We start from the raw sequence: 14234 nt of genomic DNA on the forward strand, positions 1-14234 counted from the left end.
GTGAGCGATCACCCTTTCGTGTGCTTTTCACCAAAGACCTCAAGGGAGTTGGAGACGGCGCCGACAAAAGATCCGTGAGTACCCTTGCGCACACCATGATGACCGCCGCCCGCTCCGCCGACTCCGGTCTGGCCGGCCCGGGCGAACTCGACCGCTACCCCTTCGGGGAGGGCCCCGCCGCCGACCGTGTCGGCACCCCTGTCTGGGAGGGTGCGGATCCCGAGCTGGGCCGTGTGGGCCGGCGTGGCACGGGCAGCCGCGGACGCGGGCTGCACGGCCAACTCGTCCAGCAGCTCGGCCAGATGATCGTTTCCGGCGATCTGGGCGCGGACCGTCCGCTCGTGCCGGAGGAGATCGGCCAGCGCTTCGAGGTCTCCCGCACCGTCGTCCGCGAGTCGCTCCGGGTTCTGGAGGCCAAGGGGCTCGTCAGCGCCCGGCCGAACGTCGGTACGCGCGTGCGTCCCGTGAGCGACTGGAATCTTCTCGACCCGGACATCATCGAGTGGCGGGCCTTCGGTCCGCAGCGCGACAACCAGCGGCGCGAGCTGAGCGAGCTGCGCTGGACGATCGAGCCGCTCGCCGCCCGTCTCGCGGCCGGGCACGGGCGCGAGGACGTCCAGCAGCGGCTGTCGGACATGGTCGAGATCATGGGACACGCCATGGGACAGGGCGACGCGCTCACCTATTCCCGGGCCGACGCCGAGTTCCACTCGCTGCTCATCCAGGTCGCGGGCAACCGCATGCTGGAGCACCTCTCCGGCATCGTGTCCTCCGCACTTCAGGTCTCCGGTGGTCCGGTCACGGGCTGTGACCGGCCGACCGATGCTTCGCTGGGCCACCACGGCAGGATCGCCGACGCCCTCGCCGCGGGTGACGGCGCCGGTGCCGAAGCGGCCATGCGGCAACTGCTCACCGTCCACCCCGAGGTGGAGCGGGTCGTCCCGGCGCCCCGCGAGCACTGACCGCACACCGCGGTCGGCGCTGCCGGGGACGCCCCACTCCGCTTCCTCCTCCTGCTTCCTCCTCCTGCGTCGCGCCCCGCCTCCCCGCCCTCCCGTCGGACCCCGCAGGACCCGCCTCGGGTCTGCGGGGTCCGACCGCGCGTCGAGGCCGATTGACTCGCAACGGTGTGGGTAGACACTGCGGGTGACCTTATCTGCCCGCGTCTGACCGCCTTTGAGTGCTTACGGGGTGTGACTCGGGCCACGAAGATTGGGCGTAACGCTCATGGAAGCAACGCGATGACCTAAGAGGTGACTGCCGCGGAAGGAATACGGACGCCACAGAAGGCGCTGTGCAACTTCCCGGCCCCCGCCCGCACCGTCGGCCCACCCCCAGGCCGGTGGTCGGCTCCTGTCCGTCGTGGACGGGGCCGGAAGCCGTTTTCCAACGTTCCGAGAGGTTGTTCGTGTCGGCCAGCACATCCCGTACGCTCCCGCCGGAGATCGCCGAGTCCGTCTCTGTCATGGCGCTCATTGAGCGGGGAAAGGCTGAGGGGCAGATCGCCGGCGACGATGTGCGTCGGGCCTTCGAAGCTGACCAGATTCCGGCCACTCAGTGGAAGAACGTACTGCGCAGCCTCAACCAGATCCTCGAGGAAGAGGGTGTGACGCTGATGGTCAGTGCCGCGGAGCCCAAGCGCACCCGAAAGAGCGTCGCAGCGAAGAGTCCGGCCAAGCGCACCGCCGCCAAGACGGTCGCGGCGAAGACGGTGACCACCAGGAAGGCCACCGCCACTTCCCCCGCCGCTCCGGCCGCCCCCGCTGTGGACGACCCCACAGACGAGGCCGCCACCGAGAAGAAGGCGGCTGCCAGGAAGACCGCCGTCAAGAAGGCGACCGCGAAGAAGGCCGCCCCCGCGAAGAAGACGGCGGCGAAGAAGACCGCCGGCAAGAAGGACGACGCCGAGCTGGTCGAGGACGAGGTCCTCGAGGAGGCCCCCAAGACGGGCGACGAGCCCGAGGGTACCGAGAGCGCCGGATTCGTCCTCTCCGACGAGGACGAGGACGACGCGCCGGCCCAGCAGGTCGCCGCCGCCGGCGCCACCGCCGACCCGGTCAAGGACTACCTCAAGCAGATCGGCAAGGTCCCGCTGCTCAACGCCGAGCAGGAGGTCGAGCTCGCCAAGCGCATCGAGGCCGGTCTGTTCGCCGAGGACAAGCTGGCCAACGCCGACAAGCTCGCCCCCAAGCTCAAGCGCGAGCTGGAGATCATCGCCGAGGACGGCCGCCGAGCCAAGAACCACCTCCTGGAGGCGAACCTCCGTCTGGTGGTCTCCCTCGCCAAGCGCTACACCGGCCGCGGCATGCTCTTCCTGGACCTCATCCAGGAGGGCAACCTCGGTCTGATCCGCGCGGTCGAGAAGTTCGACTACACCAAGGGCTACAAGTTCTCCACGTACGCCACCTGGTGGATCCGTCAGGCGATCACCCGCGCCATGGCCGACCAGGCCCGCACTATCCGCATCCCGGTGCACATGGTCGAGGTCATCAACAAGCTCGCGCGCGTGCAGCGTCAGATGCTCCAGGACCTGGGCCGCGAGCCCACCCCGGAAGAGCTGGCCAAGGAGCTCGACATGACCCCGGAGAAGGTCATCGAGGTCCAGAAGTACGGCCGCGAGCCCATCTCGCTGCACACCCCGCTGGGCGAGGACGGCGACAGCGAGTTCGGTGACCTCATCGAGGACTCCGAGGCCGTCGTACCGGCCGACGCGGTCAGCTTCACGCTCCTCCAGGAGCAGCTGCACTCCGTCCTCGACACCCTGTCCGAGCGCGAGGCCGGCGTGGTCTCCATGCGTTTCGGCCTCACCGACGGTCAGCCGAAGACCCTCGACGAGATCGGCAAGGTGTACGGCGTGACGCGCGAGCGCATCCGCCAGATCGAGTCCAAGACGATGTCGAAGCTGCGCCACCCGTCGCGTTCCCAGGTGCTGCGCGACTACCTCGACTGAGTCGACTCCGTACGACGCCGAAGGCCCGGTTCCCCGCAGGGAGCCGGGCCTTCGCCCTGACGCCCGGGTGCGCGGCGCCAGGAGCTGGATCACTCTGAGTGTCCCTTGTTCACTCCAGAGTGAGGAGCGTGCATGCGTCGTCCCTTTGTCCGGGTGCTGACCCGGCCCTTGGTCCTGGTGGCCGCGATCACGGCGATACCACTGGTCTCCGCCGCCCCCGCAGCCTCTGCGGCCTCAGGCGGTGTCGTGGTGGGCGGCTTCCCGGTCGACGTGTCGGACAGTCCCTGGACCGTCGCCCTGTCCAGCCGTGACCGGTTCGGAGGTATGCGGTCCGGGCAGTTCTGCGGGGGAGTGGCCGTCGGCCCGACCACGGTGCTCACCGCGGCCCACTGTATGGGCGAGGAAGCCCTGGGGGTCCCCCCGGGCCGGGCGCGCGACCTGAAGGTCGTCGCGGGCCGCACGGACCTCTACTCGGACGCCGGCCGGGAGATCGCCGTGAACGAGATCTGGGTGAACCCGGCCTATGACGCCTACAGCAACTCGGGCGACTTCGCCGTGCTCAAGCTGGCCGCGCCGCTGCCGCTGACTTCGGTCATCACGATGACCGGCGTCGGCGATCCGGCGTACGAGCCGGGGACCGAGGCCATGGTCTACGGCTGGGGGGACACCACGGGCAGCGGCTCCTACGCCCACGGTCTGCGGGCCGCTCGTGTGCACGTACTGCGGGACAGCGTCTGCGCGAACGCGTACCCAGGGCCGGCCGACGGTGCGTACCGGGCGCAGACGATGGTGTGCGCGGGGGAGGCCCAGGGGGGCCGCGACTCGTGTCAGGGGGACAGCGGGGGACCGCTGGTCGCCCAGGGCCGGCTGATCGGTCTCGTGTCCTGGGGGGACGGATGCGGGCGGGCCGGGAGCCCCGGCGTCTACACGCGCGTGTCCGACATCGTCAGCACGCTGCGCTGGGAGGCCGCGCTGCCGGGCTCCGCTCGGACGCCGCACGCGGACTGAACCGGGGACGACGAACGAGTGCGGGCGGCCGCCCCTGGGACGCAGGGGCGGCCGCCCGCTACCAGCCTGTGCCGGTTGTGGCTCGTCGTCGAACGCGAACTGTCAGCGCTCTTCTTCTGAGGCGGGAACTGCGGTCAGTCGCTCCGTCTCGTCCTGTATCTCAGCGGCGATCTTCTTGAGTTCCGGCTCGAACTTGCGACCGTGGTGGGCGCAGAAGAGCAGTTCTCCGCCGCTGAGCAGGACGACGCGCACGTACGCCTGGGCGCCGCAGCGGTCGCAGCGGTCAGCGGCCGTCATCGGGCTCGCGGGGGTCAGAACAGTAGTCACGTCGCCTCTTCTCTAGCTCGACGAGCTGTCGTACCAGGGTCAACATCCAACCAGCCCCAAACGTTCCCGCTCGTGGCTTCTCCTCGAAAAAATCTTCCGAGGCGGCCGTCTGCTGCCGGTTTGGCGGCGAATGTGCCGTATTACGTGTCTGTTGTGTCGTACGGTTTCGCGCTGTCGGTCATGGGCCGGTCCTCCCGGCTGGATTGCCGGTTTGTTCATGAGGACGTGCCCGGAGCCTAAATGGTTCATGCCTCGAAGGGAACGTGATATGTACTTCACTCCATCGAGGGATCGAACACGCATGCGACGCTGGACTAGTGTGAGTTCGGGGGAGGGTGGCGTGACAACGGCTCTACCAGGCCTCGGTACCCTCTTTGCGGCGACCGAAGCCGCGCCCTTACCCCGTGAGGGCCCATCTGAAATTCAGCGAGGAGCGAACCGCGTGACCGCCGATACGTCCGTGCCGTCCACAGCGCTGCTGGCAGGAGCAGACCGGGACGGTTCCAACTACACCGCGCGGCACCTGCTCGTCCTCGAAGGCCTCGAGGCCGTGCGCAAGCGCCCGGGTATGTACATCGGGTCGACCGACAGCCGTGGCCTCATGCACTGCCTCTGGGAGATCATCGACAACTCCGTCGACGAAGCCCTCGGCGGCTACGGCGACCACATCGAGGTGATCCTTCACGACGACGGCTCCGTCGAGGTGCGGGACAACGGCCGGGGCATCCCCGTCGACGTCGAGCCCAAGACCGGTCTGTCCGGTGTCGAGGTCGTCATGACCAAACTGCACGCCGGCGGCAAGTTCGGCGGTGGCTCGTACGCCGCCTCCGGCGGTCTGCACGGTGTCGGTGCCTCGGTGGTGAACGCCCTGTCCGCCCGGCTCGACGTCGAGGTCGACCGCGGCGGGCACACCCATGCGATCAGCTTCCGCCGCGGCGTCCCCGGGGTGTTCGCCGGCGCCGGGCCCGACGCGAAGTTCGAGCCCGCGAGCGGACTGCGCAAGACCAAGCGGATCCCCAAGACCCGCAGCGGCACGCGCGTGCGCTACTGGGCCGATCGGCAGATCTTCCTCAAGGACGCCAAGCTCTCCCTGGAGCACCTCCACCAGCGCGCCCGCCAGACCGCTTTCCTGGTGCCCGGCCTGACGATCGTCGTCCGCGACGAATACGGCCTGGGTGACGGCGGCAGCAAGGGCGAGGAGTCCTTCCGCTTCGATGGCGGCATCAGCGAGTTCTGCGAGTACCTCGCCTCGGACAGGCCCGTCTGCGACGTCCTCCGCTTCACCGGGCAGGGCTCCTTCAAGGAGACGGTGCCCGTCCTCGACGACCACGGCCAGATGACGCCGACGGAGGTCACCCGCGAGCTGGGCGTCGACGTCGCGCTGCGCTGGGGCACCGGGTACGACACCACCCTCCGGTCCTTCGTCAACATCATCGCCACCCCCAAGGGCGGCACCCACGTGGCGGGCTTCGAGCAGGCCGTCGCCAAGACGATGAACGAGGTGCTGCGCGCCAAGAAACTGCTGCGCGTCGCCGAGGACGACATCGTCAAGGACGACGCCCTGGAGGGTCTGACGGCCGTCGTCACGGTCCGGCTCGCCGAGCCCCAGTTCGAGGGCCAGACCAAGGAGGTCCTCGGCACCTCGGCGGCCCGTCGCATCGTGAACACCGTGGTCTCCCGGGAACTCAAGGCGTTCCTGACGTCCACCAAGCGGGACGCGGCGGCCCAGGCGCGGGTCGTCATGGAGAAGGCGGTCGCCGCCGCACGCACGCGTATCGCGGCCCGGCAGCACAAGGACGCCCAGCGCCGCAAGACGGCTCTGGAGTCCTCCTCCCTGCCCGCCAAGCTCGCGGACTGCCGCAGCGACGACGTCGACCGCAGCGAGCTGTTCATCGTCGAGGGCGACTCCGCGCTCGGTACGGCGAAGCTCGCGCGGAACTCCGAGTTCCAGGCGCTCCTGCCGATCCGGGGCAAGATCCTCAACGTTCAGAAGTCGTCCGTGACGGACATGCTCAAGAACGCCGAATGCGGTGCGATCATCCAGGTCATAGGAGCGGGCTCCGGGCGGACCTTCGACATCGACGCGGCCCGTTACGGCAAGATCATCATGATGACCGACGCCGATGTGGACGGCTCCCACATCCGGTGCCTGCTGCTGACGCTGTTCCAGCGGTACATGCGGCCCATGGTGGAAGCGGGCCGGGTGTTCGCGGCGGTGCCGCCGCTGCACCGCATCGAGCTCATCCAGCCCAAGAGGGGGCAGGACAAGTACGTGTACACGTACTCGGACCGCGAGCTGCGGGACAAGCTCATGGAGTTCCAGAGCAAGGGGGTCCGGTACAAGGACTCCATCCAGCGTTACAAGGGCCTCGGCGAGATGGACGCCGATCAGCTGGCCGAGACCACGATGGACCCGCGTCACCGCACTCTGCGGCGGATCAACCTCTCCGACCTGGAGGCGTCCGAGCAGGTGTTCGATCTGCTCATGGGGAACGACGTGGCACCGCGCAAGGAGTTCATCTCCAGCTCGGCGGCGACGCTGGACCGGTCGCGGATCGACGCGTAGCAGCTGACGCCGGGCCGGGCGGGCCACCGGGCGGGGCCGACCCGGTGTCAGGGGCGGCCCCGCCCGGCGTTCGGGTCAGGTGCGGTCGGCGGAGGCTCCACCCGTGGGTGGAGAGCACGGCTCACCGAGATCCACCCGTGATCCACCCGGAGTCCGATCTGCGGGCTCGTGCCTTTCCGTAGCGTCGAAGGCGTCGACAGCGCTTGCCGTCGGCGGCCCCTTCCCGCTCACGGAGGCTGACATGCCCGGGCTCGTCAACGCACTGCTGATCGCGGCCGTCGCCGCCGTGGTGATCGTGCGGCAGTTCCGCGCGGGCCGCGTCGAAGGGGACCGGCGCCGGTGGGTGCTGCCCGGCATCCTGGCCGTCGCGGCCCTGTGTGAGCCCGACCTCCTCGACACCCGTCATCACACGGCATCCGCCGCGATACTCGCCGGGGAACTGCTCGTGGGTCTCGCCATGGGAGCCGGCTGGGCCTGGACCACGCGCATATGGGTGGAGGCGGACGGCGCGGTGTGGAGCAGGAGCACCAGGGCGAGCGCGGCTGTCTGGGCCGTCGGTATCGGCCTGCGTGTGGCTCTGTTCGCGTGCGGCGCGATGGTGGGCGTCCACCAGGGCGGCTCGGCCCTGCTGCTCGCTCTCGCCGCCACCCTGCTCGTCCGCTCCGGCGTCCTGACGTGGCGGGTGCGGTCCCTGGAGCCGGCCCCCGCCCTTGCCCCCGCCCCGGCGTACGGTGTCGGCGCGTCCCGGCCCCGGTGGAAGGAGCGCGTGTGATGCGGGACACCTTCCTGCGCTGGCCCTCCCGGGAGGCGCTCGGCCGTGAGGGGATCCCACGGCCGAGGCGGCTGCTCGCCTGGGCCGTACGGCTCCTGGTGGCCGGTCTCCTGCTCTGGAGCGCTTTCCATGACGATCGTGTCCATGGCTGGACAGCAGTGGCCGGGGCCGGCGGAGTCCTCGTGGCCGCCGCGCTGGCCTGGGCGTTCTTCCGCCTGACGGTCGAGCACCGACTGTGGCCGTCCGTGACCCTGTTGCTTCTGCTACTGGGACTGGCCGCCGGCGTCCATGCCGTGGGATTCGAGACGCCGGCCACCGTTGTGTGGTGCGGGTCCGCCATCGCGGCTCTGGAGAGACTGCCCCTGGCAGCCGCGCTTCCGACGGCGGGCACGGGCTTCGCCGCGTTCGCACTGTTCAGCGGTGACGGGTGGCTGGGCGCAGCCGCTACGACCGGTGGCATGGCCCTCGCGGGGTACGCGCTCCGCCTGGACGCGGAGGCCCGGGGCAGTGCCCAGCGGCTGCTGGCCCAGGAGAGAGCCGCGCGGGCCGCGGAGGCGGAGTCGGCCGCGCTGGCCGAGCGGGCCCGGATCGCCCGGGAGATCCACGACGTGCTGGCGCACAGCCTCTCGGCGCAACTCGTGCACCTGGAGGCCGCCCGGCTGCTGATCGAGCGGGACGCGGGCCGCGACCGGATTCTCGAGCGGGTGGTCGCGGCGCGCGGGATGGCGCGCGACGGTCTCGACGAGACACGGCAGGCGCTCTCCGCGCTGCGGGGTGAGCTGACTCCCCTGGAGGAGTTCCTGACCGGGCTGGTGCGGGCGACCGCCGGCGCGGAGGTCACCGTGGCGGGGGAACGCAGAGCGCTGCCGGCCGACGCGTCACAGACCGTGCGCAGGGTTGCCCAGGAGGCCCTGACCAACGTCCGCAAGCACGCGCCCGGGGCCAGAGTGCGTCTGCGCCTCGACTACGAGCCCGGCCAAGTGACGCTGCACGTAAGGGACTCGGGAGGAGCTCCGGGCGAACTCGCCGGGGCGGGAGGCGGGTACGGTCTGCTGGGGATGCGGGAGCGTGCCGAACTGTTGGGAGGTTCGCTCGAGGCCGGACCGGGTGAGGAAGGGTTCGTGGTGACGCTGAAGGTGCCGGTATGACCGGGGAATCGGGGGCGCAGACCGCCCGGGTCGTGGTGGCGGACGACCAGACCGTCGTCCGGGAAGGCATCGTGATGCTGCTCGGGCTGCTGCCGGGGATCGAGGTCGTGGGTGCCGCCGCGGACGGCGAGGAGGCGGTGCGGCTCGTCGCCGAACTCGCCCCGGACGTCGTGCTCATGGACCTGCGGATGCCCCGCTGTGACGGAGCCGAGGCGACTCGGCGCATCCGTGCCGGGCATCCCGGCACCCAGGTCGTGGTGCTCACGACCTTCGGGGACGACGAGTCCTTGTTCCCCGCGCTCAGAGCGGGCGCACGGGGTTACCTGACCAAGGACGCGGGCGGCGACGAGATCCTGCGGGCCGTGCAGAGCGTGCTGTCAGGGGACGCGGGACTGTCGCCGAGCGTTCAACGGCGGCTGCTGGAGCGGCTCTCGGAGCCCGATCCGGAACCGACGGTGCTCGTCGGACCGCCCGACGGGCTGACCGCGCGGGAGACCGAGGTGCTCGTCCTGATCGCGGAGGGGCTCAGCAACCAGGAGATCGCCCGCGAACTGCAGGTGTCCACAGCGACGGTGAAGACCCACATCAACAACATGTTCACCAAGACGGGGCTCAAGGACCGGGCGCAGGCGGTGCGTTACGCGTTCAGGAAGGGGTTGGTGCGGCCGTCGGCGGGGTGAACGGGGCTTTTCGTCACCTGATGGGGTGAAGTGGGAGGGGAAGAAGAGTCGGGGATCTTCCCGTTCTGTCCATCCTTGGGCATGCAGTCAAGCAACGGCCGTGCCCGCGGCAGCGAGCAGGGTTCCGAGAGTTCGGGCGACCGATGGCAAGGCGCGGGCCTGGCATCCGTCGAGGTACCCGGGAATGTGCGGTACGACGACCCTTGGTATGAGGCGCTGGCCTCCGGCTGGGGCGAGTCCGGCACCACGGACCCGCCCGTGACCGAGGTTCCGGCAGCCCGTCGACAGCGTACGGACGGAGCCGCCGCGGCGGCTCTCGTGTACGTCGAGGTTCAGCGGAGCGACGCGTTCCAGGAGGTCCGCAGACGGTACCGGCGGTTCGTCGTTCCCGCGGTCATCGGATTCTCCCTCTGGTACGTGGCCTACGTCGTGGCGGCGACGACCGCGCCCGGAGTCATGGCCCGCCCCGTGTGGGGCGCGGTGAACGTGGCGCTTCTGGCGGGACTCGGCCAGTTCCTCAGCACGTTCCTGCTCACCTGGGCCTACTCCCGGCACGCGCGGCTGCGCAGGGACCGTGCGGCCCTCGAACTGCGCTGGGACACCCAGGAACTGACGCGCGAGGCACGAGGCGGTGCGGTGTGACCGGTGACCATCAGACGCTGGCGTTGCTGCTGTTCAGTGTCTTCGTCGCGATCACCCTGGGAATCACGACGTGGGTGAGCCGCAGCCGGCATGGTTCGGCGGAGGAGTTCTACGCGGGCGGGCGGCTGTTCTCGCCCATGGAAAACGGGTTTGCCATCGCGGGCGACTACATGTCGGCCGCCTCCTTCCTCGGTATCTCGGGGCTCATCTCCCTCTTCGGCTACGACGGGCTGCTGTACTCGGTGGGCTTCCTGGTGGCCTGGCTCGTCGTGCTGTTCCTCGTGGCCGAACTGGTGCGCAACTGCGGTCGCTTCACGCTCGCCGACGTCATCGCCGCGCGGATGAACGAACGTCCCGTGCGGATCGCGTCGGGGACGGCCTCGGTCACCGTGTCGGTCCTCTACCTGGTGGCGCAGATGGTGGGCGCGGGCAGCCTGGTCGCGCTCCTGCTCGGCGACACGGGCGAGGCCGCCCGGGCGTGGGCGGTGATCGGCGTCGGCGCGCTCATGGTGATCTATGTGTCGCTGGGAGGGATGCGGGCCACCACATGGATCCAGATCGTGAAGGCGGTTCTGCTGCTCGGCGGCACGATCGTGCTCACCGTGCTCGTCCTGGTGCGGTTCCACGGTGATTTCGACCGGCTGCTGCGCACGGCGGCCGAGCGCAGCGGGCACGGGGCCGCGTTCCTGGCACCCGGCCTGAAGTACGGCGGGGACTGGATCTCACGGTTCGACTTCATGAGCCTGGGGCTCGCACTGGTACTGGGTACGGCGGGGCTGCCGCACATCCTGTCCCGCTTCTACACCGTGCCGACGGCGCGGGCCGCCCGGCGTTCCGTCGTCTGGTCGATCGGGCTCATCGGCGGCTTCTACCTCATGACGATCGTCCTCGGCTTCGGCGCGGCGGCGATCGTCGGCCCGGACGCCGTACGCGGCTCCCATGCCTCCGGCAACACGGCGGTACCGCTCCTGGCCCTGGACCTGGGCGGCGGAGCCGGCTCCACGGGCGGGACGGTGCTGTTCGCGATCGTGGCGGCCGTCGCCTTCGCCACGATCCTCGCCGTGGTCGCAGGGATCACGCTCGCCTCCTCGGCGTCGGTGGCACACGACCTGTACGCCTCCCTGCGGCGCAGGCATGTCGCACCTCGCAGCGAGGTGACGGTGGCGCGGATCGCCGCCGTCGGCATCGGTGCGATCGCGATCGGCCTCGGACTGCTGGCCCGCGATCTCAACGTCGCGTTCCTGGTGGGACTCGCCTTCGCCGTCGCCGCTTCGGCGAATCTTCCGGTCCTGCTGTACTCGCTGTTCTGGCGGGGCTTCACCACCCGCGGTGCCGTCTGGGCGATCTACGGCGGGCTGGTTCCGTCCCTGGTGCTCGTCGTCCTGTCGCCCGTGGTCTCGGGCAGCCCCCAGGCGCTCTTCCCGGACGTCGACTTCCAGATCTTCCCGCTCGAGAACCCCGGGCTGGTCTCGATCCCGCTGGGCTTCCTCGCCGGCTGGCTCGGCACGGCCACCTCGGCCGAGGTGCCGGACGAGGCCAAGCACGCGGAGACCGAGGTCCGCTCGCTGACGGGTGCGGGGGCCGTCTGAGGTCCTGCCTCCGACCGCCGTCGGACAGCCCCTGGAGGACCTCAAGGTCTCGTCCGTCGTCCACGGGCCGCGTCCTCAGGCGCGGGTCGCCCACACGTAACGGTGTTCCGGGCGGCCCGCGTCGCCGTACTTCAGGGTGAGCCGGGCCCTGCCGGTGCGCTCCAGGAGCTTCAGATAACGCTGCGCGGTCTGGCGGCTCACCCCGGTGCGCTCGGCGATCTCCAGGGCGGACAGGGGCCCCTCGGCGTTCATCAGGGACTGGCGCACGAGTTCCGCCGTGGTGGGGGAGTGCCCTTTCGGCAGCCCCGGTTCCGAGGGCGCGGACAGGGCCCCGAAGATGCGGTCGACGTCGGCCTGTTCGGCCTCGACGCGGCTGTCGAGCGTACGGCGCAGTTCCGCGTACGCCTCCAGCTTGCCGCGCAGTCCCGCGAAGGTGAACGGCTTGACCAGGTACTGCAGGGCGCCTTGCCGCATCGCCGCCTGCACCGTCGTGACGTCCCGTGCGGCCGTGACCATGATCACGTCGGCCTGGTGGCCGCGTCCGCGTATCTCCTGAACGACCTCCAGGCCCGTCTCGTCGGGGAGGTAGTGGTCGAGCAGGATCAGGTCGAGCCGCGGCAACTGCGCCACCTGGCGGAGCGCTTCGGCCGCGCTGTGCGCCACGCCGGCGACGTGGAAGCCCGGCACCTTCTCGACGTAGGCCGCGTTGACCCGGGCGACCCTGGTGTCGTCGTCCACGACCAGGACCTCGATCATCGCGCCTCCTCCTCGACAGTGCTCCGCGCGGACGCGGTCAGGGCGGGTTCCCTCTCGGCCTCGGTCAGCGCCTCGGGCAGTACGACGGTGAACTCGGCGCCCCCGCCGTGCGCGTCGCTCACGGAGGCGCGCCCGCCCTGCCGCTCGGCGAGCCTGCGCACCAGGGAGAGGCCGATGCCGCGCTTGCCGTGGGCCGGCGGCTTCTTCGTGGACCAGCCCTCAGTGAAGATCAACTCGTGCTGTTCGGCCGGGATTCCCGGCCCCGTGTCCCTCACCCGCAGAACGGCGGTGCGGCCCTCGGAGCGCAACTCGACCTCCACGCGCGCGTGGGGGGCGCCCGCCACGGCGTCCAGGGCGTTGTCCACCAGGTTGCCCACGACCGTCACCAGCCCGCGCGGGTCGACCAGCCGGTCGGGCAGCCGCGTGCCCTCCGAGATCCGCAGCGCCACACCGCGTTCGGCCGCGACGGTCGCCTTGCCGACCAGCAGGGCGGCGAGCAGCGGATCCCCGATCTTCTCCGTCACCTGCTCGGCCGTCGCCCGGTGGTCGCCGACCACCTCGCCGACGAAGTCCACGGCGTCGTCGTACATCTCCAGTTCGAGCAGTCCCAGGAGCGTGTGCATGCGGTTGGCGTGCTCGTGGTCCTGGGCCCGCAGGGCGTCGATCAGCCCGTGCGTGGAATCGAGTTCCCGGCCCAGCTGCTCCAGCTCGGTGCGGTCGCGCAGGGTGGCCACGGCGCCGCCGTCGTCGGTGGGCATCCGGTTGACGACCAGCACGCGCTGCCCGCGGACGGCGATCAGGTCCGTACCGGTCACCCGGCCGGCCAGGACGTCGGACGTACGGCCCTCGCCCAGCGCTTCGTCCGGTGACCGGCCCACCGCCTCGTCCCCGATGCCCAGGAGACGTTGCGCCTCGTCGTTCAGCAGGCGGACGCGGCCGGTCCGGTCCAGCGCCACGACGCCCTCCCGGATGCCGTGCAGCATCGCCTCGCGCTCGGCGAGCAGCGCCGAGATGTCGGAGAACGCCAGGTCCCGGGTCTGTCGCTGAACCCGTCGGGAGATCAGCCAGGCGGCCAGGGCCCCCACGGCGAGCGCGCCTCCCGCGTAGGCGAACAGCCCCGGGATGGCGTGGATCAGCCGGGCGCGCACGCTGTCGTACTCGATGCCGACCGAGACCGCCCCGACGATCCGGCCCGTACTGTCGCGCAGGGGTACCTTGCCGCGGGCCGAGCGGCCCAGGGTGCCGTCGTCGATCTCCATGACCTCCCGGCCGGCCAGGGCCTCGCTGGGATCCGTCGAGACGTGGCCGCCGACCTCCTGCGGCTGGGTGTGGGACCAGCGGACACCACGGAGGTCCATCACCACCACGTACTCGGCCCCGCTCGCCCTACGGATCCGTTCCGCCTCGCGCTGCACCGGACCGTCGGCCGACGGCTGTGTGCGCCGCAGGTCCTCGGCGATCTGGGGTACGGCGGCGGTGGTCTGCGCGATGGCGAGCGCGCGGCGCATGGCCTGGTCGTCCAGCTGCTCGCCGAGCGGTGCCAGGAACAGTCCGGTCGCGAGCACGGCGACTCCCGCGGCGATCGCCAGCTGCATGAGCAGGACCTGCGAGAAGACGCGCCGGGGCAGGCCGAGGCGCAGGCGACGGGCGGGGGGAGTGGGGCTCATACCCACGACGGTACGTGGGCGGCCCCGCAGAGCCGTAGGGGTGTGTGGTGTGGATCTCTTGATCGACTCAAGAGGAAACGATTCGGCGATCGGCTCACGGCGTGAGCGGCCGGCAGGGACCGGCCGATC

Annotated in this window: 12 protein-coding genes; 9 read left to right on the top strand and 3 right to left on the bottom strand. The window is 70.5% G+C overall.

Annotated elements, in window-relative coordinates; genetic code table 11:
* Positions 1-74: 74 nt before the first annotated feature.
* The 3 genes from AB0N31_RS28015 to AB0N31_RS28025 all read left to right on the top strand — a co-directional run bounded on the left by AB0N31_RS28015 (position 75) and on the right by AB0N31_RS28025 (position 3958).
* The gene (locus AB0N31_RS28015) at positions 75-962 is read left to right on the top strand and encodes an FCD domain-containing protein (RefSeq protein WP_366061214.1); all 888 of its coding nucleotides are present in this window, start codon (positions 75-77) and stop codon (positions 960-962) included.
* A 446-nt stretch (positions 963-1408) separates the two neighbouring features.
* Positions 1409-2950 (top strand): RNA polymerase sigma factor, encoded by a 1542-nt coding sequence (locus AB0N31_RS28020; RefSeq protein ID WP_366061215.1) that lies wholly within the window; start codon positions 1409-1411, stop codon positions 2948-2950.
* 132 nt (positions 2951-3082) lie between these two features.
* Positions 3083-3958, top strand: coding sequence for a serine protease (locus AB0N31_RS28025; RefSeq protein WP_366061216.1), 876 nt, complete (start codon positions 3083-3085; stop codon positions 3956-3958).
* Between the two features lie 102 nt (positions 3959-4060).
* On the opposite strand, the gene AB0N31_RS28030 is transcribed toward AB0N31_RS28025, so the two are convergent.
* The gene (locus tag AB0N31_RS28030) at positions 4061-4285 is read right to left on the bottom strand and encodes a hypothetical protein (protein WP_073492764.1); all 225 of its coding nucleotides are present in this window, start codon (positions 4283-4285) and stop codon (positions 4061-4063) included.
* A 442-nt stretch (positions 4286-4727) separates the two neighbouring features.
* On the opposite strand from AB0N31_RS28030, the gene AB0N31_RS28035 reads away from it, so the two are divergent.
* From AB0N31_RS28035 to AB0N31_RS28060, 6 genes are all read left to right on the top strand, one after another.
* Positions 4728-6851, top strand: a complete 2124-nt coding sequence (locus AB0N31_RS28035) for a DNA topoisomerase IV subunit B (protein WP_366061217.1) — start codon at positions 4728-4730, stop codon at positions 6849-6851.
* A gap of 241 nt (positions 6852-7092) precedes the next feature.
* Positions 7093-7623, top strand: coding sequence for a DUF1453 domain-containing protein (locus AB0N31_RS28040; protein WP_366061218.1), 531 nt, complete (start codon positions 7093-7095; stop codon positions 7621-7623).
* The gene (locus AB0N31_RS28045; protein WP_366061219.1) at positions 7620-8771 is read left to right on the top strand and encodes a histidine kinase; all 1152 of its coding nucleotides are present in this window, start codon (positions 7620-7622) and stop codon (positions 8769-8771) included. Before AB0N31_RS28040 ends, AB0N31_RS28045 begins: the two co-directional genes overlap by 4 nt.
* Positions 8768-9451 (top strand): response regulator transcription factor, encoded by a 684-nt coding sequence (locus AB0N31_RS28050; RefSeq protein WP_366061220.1) that lies wholly within the window; start codon positions 8768-8770, stop codon positions 9449-9451. Before AB0N31_RS28045 ends, AB0N31_RS28050 begins: the two co-directional genes overlap by 4 nt.
* 81 nt (positions 9452-9532) lie before the next feature.
* Positions 9533-10093 carry a DUF485 domain-containing protein gene (locus AB0N31_RS28055; protein ID WP_366061221.1) on the top strand — a complete coding sequence of 187 codons (561 nt, stop codon included), beginning with the start codon at positions 9533-9535 and terminating at the stop codon, positions 10091-10093.
* Positions 10090-11682: a cation acetate symporter gene (locus tag AB0N31_RS28060; protein WP_366061222.1), complete on the top strand. Its 1593-nt coding sequence runs from the start codon at positions 10090-10092 to the stop codon at positions 11680-11682. The genes AB0N31_RS28055 and AB0N31_RS28060 overlap by 4 nt, the downstream gene beginning before the upstream one ends.
* A 75-nt stretch (positions 11683-11757) precedes the next feature.
* Here AB0N31_RS28060 and AB0N31_RS28065 read toward each other — a convergent pair whose 3' ends face one another.
* On the bottom strand, positions 11758-12438 hold the full coding sequence (locus tag AB0N31_RS28065; RefSeq protein WP_366061223.1) for a response regulator: 681 nt from the start codon (positions 12436-12438) through the stop codon (positions 11758-11760).
* On the bottom strand, positions 12435-14105 hold the full coding sequence (locus AB0N31_RS28070) for a sensor histidine kinase (protein WP_366061224.1): 1671 nt from the start codon (positions 14103-14105) through the stop codon (positions 12435-12437). The genes AB0N31_RS28065 and AB0N31_RS28070 overlap by 4 nt, the downstream gene beginning before the upstream one ends.
* Between the last annotated feature and the right edge of the window lie 129 nt (positions 14106-14234).

Origin of the sequence: Streptomyces sp. NPDC051051 (assembly GCF_040682975.1) — a bacterium.
In the GTDB taxonomy this organism is placed as follows: domain Bacteria; phylum Actinomycetota; class Actinomycetes; order Streptomycetales; family Streptomycetaceae; genus Streptomyces.

Excerpts from the sequence above, each read along its gene's own strand:
- AB0N31_RS28065 (WP_366061223.1), bottom strand. The coding sequence starts at position 12,438 with ATGATCGAGGTCCTGGTCGTGGACGACGACACCAGGGTCGCCCGGGTC.
- AB0N31_RS28070 (WP_366061224.1), bottom strand. The coding sequence starts at position 14,105 with ATGAGCCCCACTCCCCCCGCCCGTCGCCTGCGCCTCGGCCTGCCCCGG.
- AB0N31_RS28025 (WP_366061216.1), top strand. The coding sequence starts at position 3,083 with ATGCGTCGTCCCTTTGTCCGGGTGCTGACCCGGCCCTTGGTCCTGGTG.
- AB0N31_RS28040 (WP_366061218.1), top strand. The coding sequence starts at position 7,093 with ATGCCCGGGCTCGTCAACGCACTGCTGATCGCGGCCGTCGCCGCCGTG.
- AB0N31_RS28055 (WP_366061221.1), top strand. The coding sequence starts at position 9,533 with ATGCAGTCAAGCAACGGCCGTGCCCGCGGCAGCGAGCAGGGTTCCGAG.
- AB0N31_RS28050 (WP_366061220.1), top strand. The coding sequence starts at position 8,768 with ATGACCGGGGAATCGGGGGCGCAGACCGCCCGGGTCGTGGTGGCGGAC.